Origin of the sequence: Paenibacillus sp. Aloe-11, assembly GCF_000245715.1 — a bacterium.
In the GTDB taxonomy this organism is placed as follows: domain Bacteria; phylum Bacillota; class Bacilli; order Paenibacillales; family Paenibacillaceae; genus Paenibacillus; species Paenibacillus kribbensis.
The window spans coordinates 65,033-82,802 of the sequence record NZ_JH601059.1; the positions used below are offsets into that span (position 1 = coordinate 65,033).

General features: G+C 46.7%; 14 protein-coding genes and 1 riboswitch. Of the genes, 6 read left to right on the plus strand and 8 right to left on the minus strand.

What is annotated here, in order from left to right; genetic code table 11:
* Nucleotides 1-9: 9 nt before the first annotated feature.
* The 3 genes from WG8_RS18465 to WG8_RS18475 are packed head-to-tail and all read right to left on the minus strand — an operon-like array spanning nt 10 to nt 3,396.
* Complete coding sequence (locus WG8_RS18465; protein ID WP_007431742.1) at nt 10-834, minus strand: triphosphoribosyl-dephospho-CoA synthase; 825 nt, start codon at nt 832-834, stop codon at nt 10-12.
* 4 nt (nt 835-838) lie between these two features.
* Nucleotides 839-2,485, minus strand: coding sequence for a malonate decarboxylase subunit alpha (gene mdcA / locus WG8_RS18470; protein ID WP_007431743.1), 1,647 nt, complete (start codon nt 2,483-2,485; stop codon nt 839-841).
* Nucleotides 2,482-3,396, minus strand: coding sequence for an ACP S-malonyltransferase (locus WG8_RS18475; protein WP_332309839.1), 915 nt, complete (start codon nt 3,394-3,396; stop codon nt 2,482-2,484). The genes mdcA and WG8_RS18475 overlap by 4 nt, the downstream gene beginning before the upstream one ends.
* Nucleotides 3,397-3,521: 125 nt before the next feature.
* Between WG8_RS18475 and WG8_RS18480 the strand changes: the two genes are divergently transcribed.
* Nucleotides 3,522-4,394 carry a LysR family transcriptional regulator gene (locus tag WG8_RS18480; RefSeq protein WP_007431745.1) on the plus strand — a complete coding sequence of 291 codons (873 nt, stop codon included), beginning with the start codon at nt 3,522-3,524 and terminating at the stop codon, nt 4,392-4,394.
* Between the two features lie 145 nt (nt 4,395-4,539).
* Here the strand turns inward: WG8_RS18480 and WG8_RS18485 are convergent, their stop codons facing one another.
* The 4 genes from WG8_RS18485 to WG8_RS18500 form a co-directional block, all read right to left on the minus strand.
* The gene (locus WG8_RS18485; protein ID WP_007431746.1) at nt 4,540-5,958 is read right to left on the minus strand and encodes an alanine/glycine:cation symporter family protein; all 1,419 of its coding nucleotides are present in this window, start codon (nt 5,956-5,958) and stop codon (nt 4,540-4,542) included.
* A gap of 158 nt (nt 5,959-6,116) precedes the next feature.
* Nucleotides 6,117-6,211: riboswitch (glycine riboswitch) on the minus strand.
* A 268-nt stretch (nt 6,212-6,479) separates the two neighbouring features.
* Nucleotides 6,480-7,937 carry a glycoside hydrolase family 1 protein gene (locus tag WG8_RS18490; RefSeq protein WP_007431747.1) on the minus strand — a complete coding sequence of 486 codons (1,458 nt, stop codon included), beginning with the start codon at nt 7,935-7,937 and terminating at the stop codon, nt 6,480-6,482.
* 43 nt (nt 7,938-7,980) lie between these two features.
* On the minus strand, nt 7,981-8,970 hold the full coding sequence (locus WG8_RS18495) for a Gfo/Idh/MocA family protein (protein ID WP_007431748.1): 990 nt from the start codon (nt 8,968-8,970) through the stop codon (nt 7,981-7,983).
* Nucleotides 8,971-9,000: 30 nt separating this feature from the next.
* Nucleotides 9,001-10,041, minus strand: a complete 1,041-nt coding sequence (locus WG8_RS18500; RefSeq protein WP_007431749.1) for an oxidoreductase — start codon at nt 10,039-10,041, stop codon at nt 9,001-9,003.
* 185 nt (nt 10,042-10,226) lie between these two features.
* Here WG8_RS18500 and WG8_RS18505 point away from each other — a divergent pair, with 185 nt between their 5' ends.
* The 4 genes from WG8_RS18505 to WG8_RS18520 all read left to right on the plus strand — a co-directional run bounded on the left by WG8_RS18505 (nt 10,227) and on the right by WG8_RS18520 (nt 15,344).
* The gene (locus tag WG8_RS18505; RefSeq protein WP_007431750.1) at nt 10,227-11,198 is read left to right on the plus strand and encodes a LacI family DNA-binding transcriptional regulator; all 972 of its coding nucleotides are present in this window, start codon (nt 10,227-10,229) and stop codon (nt 11,196-11,198) included.
* A 230-nt stretch (nt 11,199-11,428) separates the two neighbouring features.
* Entirely contained in the window at nt 11,429-12,277 is an 849-nt protein-coding gene (gene licT, locus WG8_RS18510; protein WP_007431751.1) for a BglG family transcription antiterminator LicT, read from the plus strand.
* Nucleotides 12,278-12,506: 229 nt separating this feature from the next.
* Nucleotides 12,507-14,363, plus strand: a complete 1,857-nt coding sequence (locus WG8_RS18515; RefSeq protein ID WP_007431752.1) for a beta-glucoside-specific PTS transporter subunit IIABC — start codon at nt 12,507-12,509, stop codon at nt 14,361-14,363.
* A gap of 465 nt (nt 14,364-14,828) precedes the next feature.
* Nucleotides 14,829-15,344, plus strand: a complete 516-nt coding sequence (locus tag WG8_RS18520; protein ID WP_007431753.1) for a thioredoxin family protein — start codon at nt 14,829-14,831, stop codon at nt 15,342-15,344.
* Between the two features lie 198 nt (nt 15,345-15,542).
* Here the strand turns inward: WG8_RS18520 and WG8_RS18525 are convergent, their stop codons facing one another.
* On the minus strand, nt 15,543-16,901 hold the full coding sequence (locus tag WG8_RS18525) for a sugar phosphate nucleotidyltransferase (protein ID WP_007431754.1): 1,359 nt from the start codon (nt 16,899-16,901) through the stop codon (nt 15,543-15,545).
* Between the two features lie 152 nt (nt 16,902-17,053).
* On the opposite strand from WG8_RS18525, the gene WG8_RS18530 reads away from it, so the two are divergent.
* Nucleotides 17,054-17,749, plus strand: coding sequence for a response regulator transcription factor (locus tag WG8_RS18530; protein WP_007431755.1), 696 nt, complete (start codon nt 17,054-17,056; stop codon nt 17,747-17,749).
* Nucleotides 17,750-17,770 lie beyond the last annotated feature (21 nt).

A 17,770-nucleotide genomic window follows, 5' to 3' on the forward strand; every position in this document is an offset into this window, starting at 1 on the left:
GTAAAAGTATCAATCTATGAGAAACAATGTGGCAGCTAGCAGATCGGCACTGCCTCCAGGTGAGAGTTGTCTAACATTGCAATACTCAGACAATCGGTAAAACAGCTTTCTGCCCGACTGGGTTCTAAATCCGTCTGCTGCAAGGAACGCTGCGGACATTCTCTGAATTGCCATCAGATCCGACAACTGACCGCGGTGTAGGATACAGGTATCATCCACACTAGCCATCAAGGCCAATAAAGCTTCTATGCGTGCTTCAACCTCTGTCTTCTCACAAGCCCTGGCACGCAGCAAAGCAGGCAAAGCTTTGTCCCGGATGTGCGGAAAGCCTAGCTTCGCTTCTTCCTCTGCCCCCACGATCGCGTATTTCTTCTTAACCGATTCTCCATTCGTCCGCTGCATCGGGCGGTACCGATCATGGAACGATGCGATTGTTCCTGCAATGCTCATAATCTGATGTGGGTCCCGTTCCATTGGAAAGGCTGCCCGTGCACTGGTTAAAAGACCAAGGGCCCAAATGGCACCCTTATGTGTATTGACACCGTTCGTTGCACGGAGCATCACCTTTTCGCCCTCCCGCCCGATTAGAGCTATCTGCTCGCGCAAAGACTGGTTCACCGGGTGAAGGTATGACACAATGGCTATTTCCCGAAACGTATCCTCCAATGCTCTCGCGGATGCAAGCATCAGATCGATGGACATATCTGTATGAGAGCCATTGTCTCTGGCATCGACAAGTCCAGGCTTGGGCGTAAGCAGAGCCTCTTCCGTCAATGCCTTTACAGCTTTAGCAGCCAGAGAAGTCGCGAAAGCCGAATGTTTCGTCGTGAGCATGGCTTTAAGACCAGCTCCGGAATTTAGCCGGTGGATCATACAATCCGTCTGACCAATCTACGAGATCGTTGACCGTTTGCGCTGCCAGCAGCGAGCGTTTGGCTTGTCTGCGCATGATTCCAAGATCCTCCGGATAGGCCACGATCCCTCTGTCACGCAGCAGGCTTACATCGCTCTCATTACTTTCCATCCCTAAAGGCGTTACGCCCGCAATTGCCGCGAGTGCTTTCTTTCTCTCCTCTATGCTGTCCGTCTTGTAGAGGTATGCGATGCCTTCCTCGGTGAGGACGTGGGTAACATCATCCCCGTAAATCATAACCGGCGTAATGGCAAGGCCGGATTCATCCTTCACCTTGATGGCATCCAGCGAATCCACAAATACCGGCTTTTTGTTGGCACCGTATGTTTCAACCATCTGCACGACTAATTTCCGGCCTTTGGAGAGCTCCGTCGGACGCTCGATCATGTCAAGCCAGGCAGGAGTCGCATGTCGCCGTCCCCGAGGATCATGTCCCATATTCGGCGCTCCTCCAAAACCGGACAGTCTGCCGGAAGTAACGGTAGACGAATTGCCCGCGCAGTCCATTTGTAACGTTGATCCGATAAACATATCTACAGCGAATTGGCCTGCAACCTGACACATCGCGCGGTTGGAGCGCATAGACCCGTCCTTGCCGACAAAGAACACATCTGAACGAGCCGCAATGTATTTCTCCATACCGACCTCGCCTCCAAAGCTGTGAATGCTTTCGACCCAGCCGGATTCAATCGCCGGAATCAAAGTCGGATGCGGATTCAGGGCCCAGTGCTTGGCAATCTTCCCTTTCAGGCCGAGCTGCTCGCCATAGGTCGGCAGCAGAAGCTCAATCGCCGCAGTATTAAAGCCGATGCCGTGATTAAGCGACTGCACCTGATGTTTTCCATAAATGCCCTTGATCGCCATCATGCCCATCAGGATTTGCAGTTCAGTAATATTCTGCGGATCACGGGTAAACAGTGCTTCCAGTGCGTACGGTTTGTTGGCTTGTACAATGACGTCGACCCAGGAGGCTGGAATATCGACTCTCGGCAGCTCATCCACGATTTCATTGACCTGCACGATCACGATCCCATCCTTGAAAGCGGCCGCTTCCACGATCGTCGGAGTTTCTTCCGTATTGTTTCCGGTATACAGATTGCCCTCGCGATCTGATTTGTCTGCCGCTACCAACACCACATCTGGAATAAGGTCAATGAAGAGACGTCCGAACAATTCCAAATACGTATGGATGTCACCGAGCTTAAGCGTCCCGTCATCAATCATTTGCGCAACACGCAGGCTTTGGGAGCCACTGTAGGAGAAGTCCAGCTTCCCGGCGATGCCTTTCTCGAAAATATCCAAATGTTCGGGTCTTGAAATACTGGACATAATCATATGCAGATCATGCACCTTGCCAGGATCGACTTCCAGCAGCTTTTGGGAAAGGAAGGACGCTTGCTTCTGGTTATCTCCTTCCAGGACGACCTTTGCGCCTGGCTCGATTAGCGCCTCCATCAGGTCGACGATTCGGGAGGAGTCGATGTATTTTCCGTCCAGCCACTTTTCCACCTTTCCTAACTTTTCCTGCTTTTTATCACGTTTTTGTGACCAGGATCGCAGTACTTTATTCATTCTTCTTGCTCCTTCCATTTTCTAATCAGATACTGAGTCGCTTCCAGACCGATCTCGCACACGGCGATTTGCCGGGTATCCTTGTGGGCTTGCTTGACAAGTCTGGAAAGCGTATTACCCGGCGGCATCTCGATAAAACAGTTAGCTCCCGATTCGACGCAGACAGCCGCCATATCCATCCACCGGACGGGATATGCTACGTTTAGGGCAAGGTCCTCCGCAATTTTTTCCTTGGCTGTCGTCTTTCTCCCCGTATGATTCACCAAATATGGTATTTGAGCGTCCCGCATGGAAAAAGTGTTCATTTTCAGCAATAGCTTATTGGCTACCTCTGACATCAGCGGGGAGTGTGAAGGAATCGGAACCTTCAGAAGCACTGTCTTAGCGGCCCCAAACTCCTTCGCATGCATAAAAGCTTTATTTATCCCTTCCAATGAACCGGATATGGCGATTTGCTGCTCTGCATTCATATTCGAGAGATAGACAGGCATCGTCTCGCTATGAGAAAGATCCACGGCTTGTTGAACCTCTGCCTTCGTAAGCCCAATAATCACACCCATTCCATAGCCTTCGGGGAAAGCCTCTTCCATCAACCGGGCACGGAGCCATACGATCCGCAGCGCATCCTCGAACGAGAGAACCCCCGCGATGACCGCTGCAGGAAATGCACCAATGGAATGGCCTGCCACGAATTGGGGCCGGATACCCTGCTCGATCAATCGGTAGGCTATTGCCGTCTCCTTAACGAAGAGTGCCGCCTGAATCCAGACGGTTGAGCCCATAGCCACCTCATCGTCGCGTAGTTCAGTTCCGATAACACTTGTTGCCTTTTTCACATACTCGGGTACATCCTGGAGCATTCCAGGAACCTGTGACCCCTGGCCGGGAAATGTAAAAACGATATTCAGAATCTCACCACCTTTAGCGGATTCATCTTCTCTACATTGTCAATTGTAAGAAGTGAGCAAATACCTGTAAAATATATATATTCACATATGATCGATAACCTAATGGTTATAAAGGGGATTACTTCACTATGGATTTTTTGCAGCTTAAGTATTTTCAAGTGACCTCGAAGCATGAACATGTCACACGTGCCGCAAACGAGCTGTATATCTCACAGCCTGCCCTAAGTAAAATGATTAGAAACCTGGAGACGGAATTGGGTGTGCAGCTATTTGACCGCGAAGGAAAACATATCGTACTGAATGAATATGGGAAGAAGTTTCTGAAAAGAGTGAACCAGTCGCTATCAGCGCTAGAGCAAGGCATATCCGAAGTCAAAGAAATGAAGAACGAAAAGGTAGAGGTCATTACGTTATACGTCGCCGTCGGCTCTATGCTATTGCCCGAACTTGTTGGCAAGTTTCGCGATCTCTACCCGCAAATTAGATTTAACCTGACCCAGCACCCTGCGATGATGAAGAAAGGACTGGCATACGATTTTGCGATTACGTCCGAAGAATTGGCGGACAACGAGCATGCCATCCTGCTGGAGGAGGAAATTTTGCTTGGCGTGCCAAAATCTCACCCTCTGAGCGCTCAGGACACCGTATTCCTGAAAGATCTAGAGCATGAGAAGTTTATCAGCCTTACACCTGGTCATTCGCTTAGGAAAACAACGGACCGCTTTTTTGCCCACACCCCTTTTGAACCGAACATCGTCTTTGAAAGTGATGATCCAGCTACGGTAAGAGGGTTGATCCAAACCGGGCTTGGCATCTCCTTTATTCCTTCTATCCTGTGGAAGAACGTCGTAACCGAAGACATCAAGCTGCTTCAAATCAGGGAGCCTCGATGTATGCGCACAATCTATCTGTCCTATCCTCCCGGGGAGCTGCACACCGATATAGAGAAATCGTTTTTCGAATTCATCATTATATTTTTCCAGAATATTGCTCAGCGTTGACGATTTAGATACCACTGGCTGACTACGGCATTAATGATGAGCAATTGGCTCTTTTGCGTGCATCACTGTAACATTCAAAAAGAGAGTGTCTTCAAGCCTGTGATGGCTGAAGACACTCCCTTTTGAATGTTATGACTTTCCATTTTTATGAATTGACTGTCTGTCCTTTTTCTTCTACCTGGATAGCTGCGCCTACACTGGCACCTGCAAGAATCCCCTTTTGCTTATTAGAATACAAGGAATCCATATAGGTTCGGGTTTCTGCGACTACGATGCCTGACAAGCCGAGCAGTGCAATCAGGTTGGGAAAGGCCATCATTGCGTTAAAGATATCTGCCAGCAGCCAGATGGCATCCAGCTTGATGAACGCGCCTCCGGCAACCAGGGCAATGAACAGATATCGGTATGGCTTAATCCACTTGACGCCAAGCAAATATTCAACACAGCGTTCCCCGTAGTAATTCCAGCCGAGCATGGTCGTGAACGCGAACATAATCAGAATGATCGTGAGCAGCTCTGCGCCAAGCGGGAACGCGCTGGAGAAGGCTTGCTGAGTCATCAGGCCCGCATCAGTAGGTCCGCTCCACACACCGCTTACCAACAGTGTCAGCCCGGTCATTAGACAAATAACCATGGTGTCAATAAACACGCCTGTCATGGAGATCAGCCCTTGCTCCGCAGGCCATTTGGTTTTGGCGGCTGCGGCTGCAATCGGTGCGCTTCCCAGTCCGGCCTCATTGGCAAAAATACCTCTGGCTACCCCGCTGCGCATCGCCAGCATAATGGTAGCCCCGGCAAAGCCACCCGTCGCAGACGTAGTCGAAAACGCGGAGTGCAGCACAAGTGCGATTGCGGCCGGAAGCTGGTCCGCAAACCGAATCAGTACGATGATACAAATCAGCACGTATAAGCCTGTTTTAAAAGGAACGACCTTGGTTGATACCTTGGCAATGCTTTTGAGTCCTCCAATGGTAACCAGTGCTGTAAGGGTAGCAATTATCAACGCCGTTACAATCGGCGGAACGCCAAAGCTGTTTTCGGTCGAAGACACAATGGCTTTGACCTGCGGGAACGTTCCAATGCCGAACAGCGCCACCAGCATGCCCGAAAAGGCAAACAGCATCGCCAGCGGTTTAAAGCGGCGTCCCAGACCATTTTCAATATAATACATCGGGCCACCGGAAAACTGTCCATTCCGATCCTTCACCCGGTATTTTACCGCAAGCACACCTTCCGCATATTTCGTCGCCATCCCGAAAAAGGCAGCCACGACCATCCAGAACAAGGCACCCGGCCCGCCCAGCTTAATCGCCGTCGCTACGCCGACAATACTTCCTGTGCCAACTGTAGCCGCCAACGCCGTGCTCAGGGCCGCAAAGCTGCTTACATCTCCGCTGCCTTCATTTGGGGCCTTGCCGATCAGCTTGATCGCCAAAGGCAGGCGAAATACCTGCAGCATTTTTAAACGTATGGTCAGCCACAATCCCGTTCCCATCACGAGAATGATAAGCGGCGCTCCCCATATCCAACTGCTAATCGTTTCTAACACATGTACCAAATTCATTTCAACCCGCTCCTCCAGCATATTAAAAAACAAAAAAGAGTCAAATCAGCTGATTCGACTCCTGGAGAGGTTAAAGGCACGAAAAAATACAACCCTTTTGCGCAGGTTGCTGCCACTACATAGCTTATAAAAAAATAGGGCATCCCCTGTCACAGGTTATTCGCGTCTCTGTCCTTTTGCCTGAGAGTTTAAGCAGATGTTCTCTGCCGTGCACCTTCGGCGCCCAATTAAGGGTCTCTCCAGAGTTCTGTCCGTTTACGGTCCCGCTTGCTGTAATCAGCCAAGCACCTGAGAGTTTTGCCCCTTCGGTCGGAACCTTCGTTCCATCTCCCGCAAACATCAACCAGACATATGAAATTGTTTTTTATTATACAGAAAGCTTTCAGTTTATTACAAGTGAAAAATTTGTGAAGCCCTCTGAGATACAGTCATCCGTCTGCACAAAAAAACGGGCACAGCATAGCGCATCCTTACGATGTACTCTGTTGCACCCGTCCAAGAAGATATGAAGTTACACAAAATTACAGCTCTTCACCATTCGTTGCAATTACATTTTTGTACCAGTTAAAGGAGTCTTTTTTGGAGCGTTTGAGTGTTCCATTACCGTCATCATCCAGATCGACATAAATAAATCCGTAGCGCTTGGACATCTCAGAAGTAGACATACTTACAAGGTCGATAGGCCCCCAGCTCGTATAACCGATCAGATCAACACCGTCGGCAATCGCTTCCTTCATTTGGGCAATATGCTGACGCAAGTAATCAATGCGATAGGTGTCATGCACAGAACCGTCTTCTTCCACCTTATCATACGCACCCAAGCCATTTTCCACGATGAACAGCGGCTTTTGATAGCGGTCATAAAACGTATTCAGCGTAACACGCAGCCCGATCGGATCGATTTGCCATCCCCAGTCGGAGGACTGCAGATACGGATTTTTCACGCCGCCAATCAGGTTGCCTGCTGCTTTCTCGCCTTCCGGGCCCGCAGATACGGTCAAAGTCATGTAATAGCTGAAGGAGATAAAATCGACCGTGTTATTTTTCAAAATTTCAGCATCGCCGGGTTCTGTTTGCAGAACAATATTATTTTCTTCAAAATAACGGTTCATGTAGTTGGAATATTCCCCACGGGCATGTACGTCCGTAAAGAACAGGTTCATCTGATTTTCATGCTGGGCTTTCAGTATATCCTCAGGGTTACACGTATGTGGATAGCTTTCTATACGGGCCAGCATACAGCCGATTTGAGCGCCCGGGATGATCTCATGTCCCCGTTTGGTCGCCAGTGCGCTTGCTACAAATTGATGATGCAATGCTTGATATATCGCTTGCTGTTTGTTTTCTACACGGTCAATCACCACACCGCCGCCTGTGAACGGACTCATAGTCATTACATTGATTTCATTAAAGGTCAGCCAGTATTTTACTTTATCCTTATAGCGTGTAAATACCGTTTCGGCATAATTCACGTAATGCTGTATGACTTCGCGTCCCAGCCAGCCATTATACTTTTGCGTCAGACCTAGCGGTGTTTCATAATGTGACAATGTCACCAAAGGCTCAATATCATACTTGCGCAGCTCATCAAATACATTGTCGTAAAATTGCAATCCTGCTTCATTCGGCTCGGCATCATAACCATTCGGGAAAATCCGCGACCAGTGGATGGACATGCGAAATACCTTAAAGCCCATTTCTGCAAACAAGGCGATATCTTCTTTATAGTGGTGGTAGAAGTCCACCCCTTCACGCTTTGGAAAACGGGCGTTTACTTTACCTGCCAGGATGTCTTCCAGACGTTCGGACGAAATCTCGATAGCATGATCGTTCTTGCGTTCTGCTTTGGGGACATAGGCAATCATATCTGCACTGGACAATCCCTTTCCATCTACGTCAAAAGCTCCTTCCAATTGGTTGGCCGCAGTTGCCCCGCCCCACAGGAAGTTTTTTGGAAAGCCTTTTTGCGTTTTCGCCATCGTCTAAAAACCTCTCTTCTTATATATTCAAACTTCTTTTACACTATTTCTGCTCATCCTCGAAATAAATACCATTTTGATGACGCAGCTCATTGCTGATTTTCTGAACCTCGATGCTCAATGACTTTAACTCGTCATAACGAGCCTGATCCTGTTCGGTGATGATCCGGTAAAATTCCCGCGCCTCGTGAAACATGAAATGATGAGTTTCCGGGGTGCTTACCGTATCCGTTACCTTGGTGCGAACGTCCAGTACAGACACCTCCGTAATACCGGAGACACCGCTGGAGATGAGAGTCGCCTGATCGCCGTAGATTTCCACACGGTTGGTGGTCACCGCATTTTTCCCCAGTTGAATCACCAGTGTAAAATCAGGATACGACAATAGGATCGGACCACCTAAGTCCACACCATTCTCATGCTTTTTGGCACGGTACACACCTGATGTCGGTGCTCCGAGCAAATCAATGGCAAAATAGAGCGAATAAACCCCCAAATCCAACAATGCTCCCCCGCCGTAAGACAAGGAAAAAATATTGGGAACATCTCCTGACAGCAATTGATCGTACCGGGAGGAAAATTGCATGGAATACAAGGAGCCTCCCTGGATGCTGCCCACACGCTTCACGTTGTCCTTCAGCCGCAAAAAGTTTGGCTCATGAATATGACGGACTGCTTCCAGCAAGTAACAGCCATTCTGGTCAGCCAGTTCGTACGCATCCCGCAATTCTTGCTCGGTCAGGCTGATTGGTTTTTCAACAATCGCATGCTTGCCATGCTCCAGAAACAGACGGGCCTGCGATATATGCAAGGAATTTGGCGTAGCGATATAAATGGCATCAATATCGGATTTAGCCATCTCTTCCAGACTGTCATACAACGTAATATTATCAAGCTGGCATGCTGCTGCAAACGCTTCACCCTTGTCCCGATTACGGACAAACAGGGCTGTAATCTCCCATTCTCCAGCTTCTTTTACGGCTTTAACCCACTCCTGGCTGATCCAGCCAGTTCCAATCATTCCAAGCTTCATAGGTTGTAACTTCCTTTCCTGATGGTAGGTCTATCGCCGGAAATCAACGATGGACGGGGAAGGCTGCTTAAAGCCGCTTTCCAAAATCTCTATCGTAAGCAAAATATCCTCGTCCGGAACCAGCTTGGGTGTACCGTGCACGATAGACTCATACAGCGAGTCGTACAGTCGTCCATAATCTCCTGTCGGCGTAGGCAATAATTCTTCGACAGCTTCACTGCTGCCAGAAGGTACGTATTTAAGCTTGCCGTAGGAGGCTGGATCGTCCAGACCAAAACCCTCGGCATCCGGGGTTTTGCCTGCTTTCAGCCAGGCTTCCTGCTGGTCATCTCCCCATTTGACAAAGCTGCCTTTTGTACCATGTATGGTGAACTGCGGATATGGCAGGCACACAACAAGAGAGGTTTTAACAATGACTTTTTTATCTGGATAATATAAAACAGTTTCACTATAATCGTCGGCACCTTGAGCGGCGCGAACAGACTTGATGTCATATCCGATCTGCTCCGGTCTGCCAAATAAGGCAATGAGTCTGTCCAGCGTATGTACGCCGAGTCCGTAGAACATTCCATTGACTGGATTGCCGCCAGGCACACTGGCATCAGGACGGAAATAATCGTAGTGGGATTCAATCTCCACAATATCTCCCAATTTATCGGAATAGAGCGCTTCCTTGAAAGCAAGATAATCGCTGTCAAATCTGCGATTTTGATAAGGCATGACAATCAGGTTCTTTTCCTTGGCCAATTCGATCAGTTCACGCGCCTGTTCAAGACTTTCACAAAAAGGCTTTTCCACCAGCACATGCTTGCCGTGTGATAATGCCAATTTGGCGTATTCATAATGTGTGGCAGATGGTGTACATACGACGACAAGCGATATTTCCGGGTCATTGAGAACATCCATGATTTGATCCGAAAAACGTATATCCGGGTAGGCTGTCTTCATCTCCTCCCGCACCTGGCGTGTATACACTCTCGATACTTGAAAGGTGTCCCTGAGTCGGACATAGGGCAGATGATATCGGGTTGTACTTTTGCCAAATCCCAAATAAGCAACTTGAATCGTCATTTTGCAAATCCCCCGTTTCCTAAAGGCTCCGCTTTCGATTTTGCAAGAACAACCGTATAATGAGGACCATTCTCTTTGAAATACACTTAAAGATGCTTTAAAATAGACGTAATGCCCTCATTAGCATACTAATCTTTGTAACGCGTTTCATGTCAAGTATTTTTTCTTATGTGAGGAGAAGCATCATGTCGAATCTTGATCAAATTGCCAAACTGGCGGGCTTTTCCAAAGCTACAGTATCCAGAGTGTTAAACCAGTCACCTCATGTCAGTCACGAAACTAGAACAAAAATTTTGAAAATCATGCAAGAGATGGATTACGTCCCCAATCGGAATGCCATTTCCTTATCCAAGGGTCAAACGCTACAAATTGGCATTATTACTTCAACCATTAATGAGATTGTTCTGGCCTTTCTGGATAGCTTTGTAGAAATTGCGGGCCAGTACAGCTTTCAAACCATCATTTATACCTCTGGAGAAGATAAAAAGAAAGAGCTTCAGGCCTTTGAGGATTTGAAAAGAAAAAGAGTCGATGCGCTGGTCATCATTTCCTGTGTGAATGATACCGATTTGTTAAGCACCTACTGCAAATATGGCCCGATCGTGTCATGGCAACGGATGGAGCATACCGATATTCACTCCGTCGCTATGGATCAGTATGAAGGATACATGCTGGCGCTACAGCATCTGATTCAAAAAGGCTATACTCGAATAGCCAATGCCTTTGGCCGCCCGAGCAGCATCAATACCCAAAGCAGACAACGAGCCTATGAGCATATCATGAGTGAGCATAACCTCCCTATTTTGCAACATTGGAATCATTCCTCCATCTATAATATCCGTGACGGCGAACAGGTCGTTCGTGATTTGCTGCAACGTCGGGATGAGTTCCCAGAGGCTATTTTGTGTGCTAACGATTATGTGGCAGTTGGCATTCTCTGTGAAGCACGCAGACAGTCGCTTAGTGTTCCTGAAGATCTGGCAATTATTGGGTTTGATAACACTGAGCTGGCGCATACGATGGGAATTACAACCGTTCAAAATCCCATTATGGGTCAGGCGCAAAATGCCTTTTTTATGCTATCGCCTCAGTTAATCGGCCGCCAAATGGAGCTTCATTCGCTGGAATACAGCCTGATTGAACGTACAACTACATAGGTAACGTTACTTGTAAATTAGGCAAAACGACCTTGATGTGAAATATTTTTTGTCGAAAGAGAATAAAATATGTTGAAATCGCTTTTTTTTGTGCTACAATAGCACTATATCGAAGGATTGTGACCGGTGATGCGGGCAATGCCTGAGTTCAATTGAGTGCTATTGCTAACAATAGTATTGAATTGTGCTTGGGCATTTTTTATTGGTAAAGGATGGAAGGGGGAACTTCAATGATTATTGAGAAGGTGCTCAATAACAACGTCCTGTTGACTAAAAATGATAAAGGCAAAGAGGTCATCGTGATGGGAAGAGGCATTTCCTTCAAAAAGGTGGCTGGCGACCACGTCGATGATGATAAAATAGATAAGATTTTCATGTTAAATGAAAACGAGTTCACGGCCAAACTTACCGAGCTGCTAAACGATATTCCCGTATCTCATCTGGAGGTCGTGAATGAAATCGTAAAGCATGCAGCGGAAGTGCTGGATACGGAATTAAGCGACAATATTTATTTGACGCTGACTGATCATATTCATTTTGCCGTACAACGGCAGGAAAAAGGACTGGCGCTCCAAAACGCGATGCTGTATGAAATCAAACGCTTCTACAAAAAAGAATTTGCAGTTGGGCTGGACGCGCTGCAAAAAATCGAAAATACGCTTGGAGTCAAGCTGGGCGAAGATGAAGCGGGATTTATCGCATTGCATATGGTGAATGCACGGATCGACGGTAACGAAATGAAGTCTACACTGAAAATGACCGAGATCGTTCAGCATATATTGAACATTATCACGTACCATTACGGCATTGTGCTGGATGAGTCTTCTTTTAGCTACTCCAGATTTTTGACACACCTGCAATATTTTGCGATGCGGGTCATCCGCAAGGAGGTCATTCACAGTGGCGAGGAATTTTTGTACAACCAGGTGAAGCAGACGTATACCGAAGCCTTTGCCTGTGCCCAAAAGATCAATGAGTACCTGGAAAAAACATACGATCAATATTTAAGCAAGGATGAATATGTATATTTGACCATTCATATTCATCGTGTGACGGAACGAAATAATATAACAGACTAAAAACTTCATACCTTCATCGTTCATGGATTGTGACTGGTAAGGCAGGCAAAACCTAAACTGATGGTGAAATCAACGTTCCTCTATAAGAGAGGGTGCGTTTGTTTTCACCACGAGTTTAGGTTTTTCTTGTTTACAAGGTTAAAAGGATGCACGCCGGCGCATCTTAGCAACATGAGGTAAACAGAAAGTCCTATCCATAGCAAAGAATAACCCATAAGGAGTTCTGAACATGAGCGATAAAGAGCTATCTAAAGAAATAGTGACCCTCGTTGGTGGCGAAGAGAATGTCAATTCGGTATTCCATTGTGCTACACGCTTGAGATTTAAGCTAAAAGATCGTACCAAAGCGGATAAAGCTGCACTGGAAGCAACGCCAGGTGTTATTACGGTAGTGGAAAGCAGCGGTCAATTCCAGGTTGTTATCGGCAACAATGTAGGTCAAGTATTTGAACACATGATGGCAGAAACCAATTTGCAGGATGCGGAAAATCCAAATGCGAAAAAGGAAGAATCTTCCGAAAAAACGAATTTTCTCGGTAAAGCGGTTGATATCATTTCCAGCATTTTCTCTCCTCTCTTGGGCGCTCTTGCCGGAGCAGGTTTGCTCAAAGGGATTCTGGCATTAATTCTGTCACTCCATTGGATTAATGATAAAAGCGGTACGTATCTGATCCTAAACGCAGCTTCGGACAGCGTATTTTATTTCTTGCCCGTATTTCTAGCTATTACATCGTCCCGTAAATTTAAAACAAATGCCTTTGTATCGGTCGCAGTTGCCGGAGCACTCGTCTATCCGGCTGTTATTACAGCGGTGGACAATCCGGCCAAACTGGCTTTTCTCGGCATTCCAATCATTCTGATTAAATACAGCTCCAGCGTCATTCCCATTATTCTGGCGGTGTGGGTGCAATCTTATGTGGAACGCTGGTTTAATTCCTTTGTTCATCAATCGGTTAAAAACATCATCGTACCGATGCTTTCACTGTTGGTCGTTGTTCCATTGACGTTTTTGGCCTTTGGTCCCGTAGGGAACCTGGTCAGCCAAGGCTTGGCAAGCGGTTTTACATGGGTATACAATTTAAGCCCATTGATCGCTGGTGCGGTTGCCGGGGCGTTCTGGCAAGTATTTGTTATTTTCGGTGTGCATTGGGGCTTCGTTCCTATTATGCTGTCTAATATTTCAACATTGGGTTATGATACGATGCTTCCGATGCTTACAGCAGCCGTACTTTCTCAAGCTGGTGCAACATTGGGGGTATTCCTGAAATCCCGCAACACGCAAATGAAGGCTTTGGCAGGCTCCTCCACGCTGGCGGCTGTTTTTGGGATTACAGAACCAACCATTTATGGCGTAACATTGAAATTGAAAAAGCCATTTATCTATGCTTGTATTTCCGGCGGTATTGGGGGGGCTATTATCGCTTCTGGCGGAGCGACTGCAAAATCCTTCTCCCTGCCTAGTTTGCTGGCTTTGCCTACTTATTTTGGAACTGGTTTCTTGTGGCTTGTCATCGGCTTGCTCGTTGCCTTTGGGCTTGCAGCCTTGCTGGTTATGATCTTGGGCTTTGATGATCCAAAAGAAGAAACAGCCAAGACAGCAACAGCACCAGAGAAAAAAGAAGCTGCAATCGAGAAGGAAATTATCGTAAGTCCTTTGCAAGGTAAAGTATTGCCTTTGGATCAATCCTCTGATGTTGCTTTTGCCTCAGGGGCCATGGGGAAAGGAATTCTGATTGACCCGACAGAAGGTGTACTGACATCTCCTGTAAACGGAACGATTACGACGGTATTCCCAACCGGACATGCTATCGGTATTACATCCAATGACGGAGCAGAAATTTTGATCCATGTGGGTGTCAATACAGTGAAGCTGAAAGGGCAATTTTTTGACAAGCGCGTAAAAGAAGGCGATGTGGTGAAGCAAGGACAGCTGCTGCTGGAATTTGATATCGAGCAAATTAAAGCTGCGGGCTATCCAACAGCTACACCAGTTATTGTAACCAATTCTGCACAATATCTGGATGTACTGACCACGATGGAATCTGAAGTAAAACGCGAAGATTACTTGTTGACTGTGGTAGTCTAACAAAAGGGGTTGTACCCTAAGTGGAATTTTCTACGAAATAGACGCTCCTTGTTATTTTAAAAATCATAACAAGACTGCAAAACAGCGATTCTCTGGTTGGAGAATCGCTGTTTTTCGTTTTTGATTTAGAAGGAATGTACAGAACTTTTTCCGCTTAAAGCAGCGGAGAGGACGGAACGATTGTGGAAAAGCGTTAGCGTTCGCCTTTGTACCCGGATTTTCACCGCTAAGGGGAATAGAAAAATCCGGGTACAACAGCGATTGGAACAACGGTCAGTTCGCGGAGCGTTCACCTCCAGTTCCCAGGTCGATCCTACTAAAAAAACGAGAGCTGCCCCAAACAGCCATTTTTTTTGCTTTTGCGACATAATCCCTTTTTTTCTTACATAGTGAGACAAGTGTTACAGTCAAAAATGGAAATATCATTTATACTATGCGTTAGATTGTAAAAAAAGGAGGATTTCTGTGAAAAAAGCATATATCGCCGGATTAAGTGTCATTGTATTGCTTCTTATTGCTATTGCGATTTCTGCCGTATTCAAATTTCAGGGCCTGGAGCAAGTGATTCAACAGAAAGACAAAGAGATTCAAGCGAGCAAAAGCAATTATCCCGAAATATATGACTATTTGAATGCGGTTACTATGGATGGTTTCAAGAAACTGATCCAGCAGGATCAAAGTGTGTTCATCTATGTCGGCAGACCCAGCTGCGGTGACTGCAACCGCTTTGAGCCGAAATTTAATAAAATGATCGAGGAATACAATCTGGGCTCGAAAATTACATTTTTGAACGTTCATAAAATTCATAAGGACAAACCCCAATGGAATAAATTCAAAGCGGATTACAACGTTAAATACACTCCTACGATTGCAGAATTCAGACAGGGCAAGCTGGTTGATAAAATAGAATGGACACCTGAAAGAGACCTCAGTACGGATGCCGTAAAAGAGTGGCTGATTTCCAAAAAGCTTATTCAATAAGCCTCGTGCTTCGTTACGCATTACGATATACGAACAAGCTGTTCATGCAAAAAAAGGTATTCACGCGCCTAGCGCATGGATACCTTTTTCTGGGGAAAGCATACAAATCATCCACTCACAAAAAATAGGTCCTGGCCCCTCCTGTACTCCCCTCTCATACCTCGTTCATCTACATCCAAGTCTTATATTGTAAGCACTCTATAGGGAATGAGTGTCCAGCGGGTCGGGAAATTCATATCGGCTAATATCCGTTTCTGATACGATATGCCCGATTTGTGACTCGATAAATTCCAGATCTCCCTCTATTGCGCCTATAAAATGCTTCGCACCGGGCTCTACGACGATAACCTCACCAGGGCTGACTGTCTGTGTCACGCCATTGATACACACGCTTCCGGTGCCTGAGACGATGGTCCAAACTTCTTTACGGAACTGATGCTCATGATAGCTGATAAATCTTCCAGCCGAAATAACGACTCGTTTGGTCACTGTCTGCAAACCACTTGCTGACTGTTGATGGGATAACACGGTTTGCTTTCCCCAGAAGCGCTCTTCAAAGCGCGGACCGATTTCAATTTCGGCCACCATATCCTTAATGCCTGTAGAAGATTGTCGATCCGTAACCAACACGCCATCCGGCCCGGCAACGACGATAATGCCCGGAACATTCCAGATGCTGACCGGAATCTCCAGTTCATTGATAATATGCGAGTCATGTGAAGCTTCTGAAATATAGCCGGGGCCGCTCAGCTCTGAGCTCATTTCCCGCACCAACGAATCCCAGGTTCCCAAATCCCTCCACTCTCCATGGTACGGAAGCACGGAGAGCTTGCGTGTATGTTCTACTACCGCAATATCAAAGCTGGTTTTGGGCAAGTCTGCATAATTTGTCGAAAGAGATTTATAGTCTGCTGGCAAACCCTTTTGCTCAAGTATATCCAACAAAAAACCTAGCCTGAAAGCAAACACCCCGCAATTCCATAAAGCTCCTTCACGGATCAACGCTTCCGAACGGATGAGATCAGGCTTTTCTACAAATGAGCTAACTCTATAAAATGGCTGGTCAAACGAAGGGGATGACGAAGGCACAATGTACCCGTATTTATCTGAGGGCTCGGTCGGAGCCGCTCCCATCAGTGCGATATCACTCCCCGACTGCTCTAAGATAGAAGGAAGTCTGCGCAGATGCTCAAAAAATTCATCTCCCGCATATCCGTCCACCGGCATGACGCCTACGATTTCATCGCGTGAGGCACCTGCAACGTCATGCAAGTAGGCTGTAGCCAGTGAAATGGCCGGGAAGGTATCCCTCTGAGTCGGTTCCTCTATGACCACTGCATCTTCGCCAATTTGCCCCCGAATCAGCTCGGCCTGAGTCCCACTTGTTGAAAAATAGGCCTCATCAGCCAAATTCGCTTCATCTAACTGCCGCCATATTCGTTGCAGCATGCTTTCGGGCCGTTCGTCATGACGCAGAATGGAAAGAAACTGCTTGGGACGGTTCACATTGGATAAGGGCCAAAGACGTTTACCCGAACCCCCGGATAATAAGATCATTCGCAAAGACGCAACCTTCTTTCTCTAAATTAAATTTTTTTCTTCTAATTAAGACTGTTCGTTTTTCGCATTTCTGCCGAATACATAAGTATGTATTATTGTGAAAAATACATACTTATGCAACGCTATTGTCTATACAGGAGATGTGAGTTATGCCCATAAAAATATTTATCATTGAAGATCAAAAAAGTTTGGCAGATATGATTGCTTTACATCTTCAGGAGGAAGGTTATCTCACCGAGATTATCTATGATTGTAAACTTGCCATTCCTACACTTATGCGTTTTAAGCCTGATATCATTGTGACCGATCTGATGTTTTCCGGTAAGGTCGAATGTGGACTGATCGGCCAAATCCGTCAATTTACAACGGTTCCTATGCTAGTCATCTCTAATAACACCTTGTTGAATATTAGGATAAAGGCTCTGGATGACGGAGCGGATGACTTTTTATGCCAGCCCTTCAGTCTGAGAGAGTTGAATGCCCGCATCAAAGCCCTGCTGCGCCGCAGTGGCAGCAACATGCCCACTGAAGCGCAAACGGTAACCCCAAAGATTAAAAAGGTAAGAGTTTGGGTGAATGATTACCGTCATAGCCTGTTAGTCGATGACCAGGAAATTGAAGTTACTCAAATCGAATTTTCCATTATAAAAGAGATGTCCTCCAATCCAGGAAAAGTCTTTACCCGCAGCGAGCTGATGGATCGGATCAAAGGCGGAGATGGCGCTTATCTGGATCGTACCATCGACGTACATATTTCCAGCCTTCGCAAAAAAATAGAACGTGACCCTAAAAATCCTCAGCATATCCGCACTGTCTGGGGCAGAGGCTACAAATACGAGATGTAGCCGTATCATGCTACCAGTTCC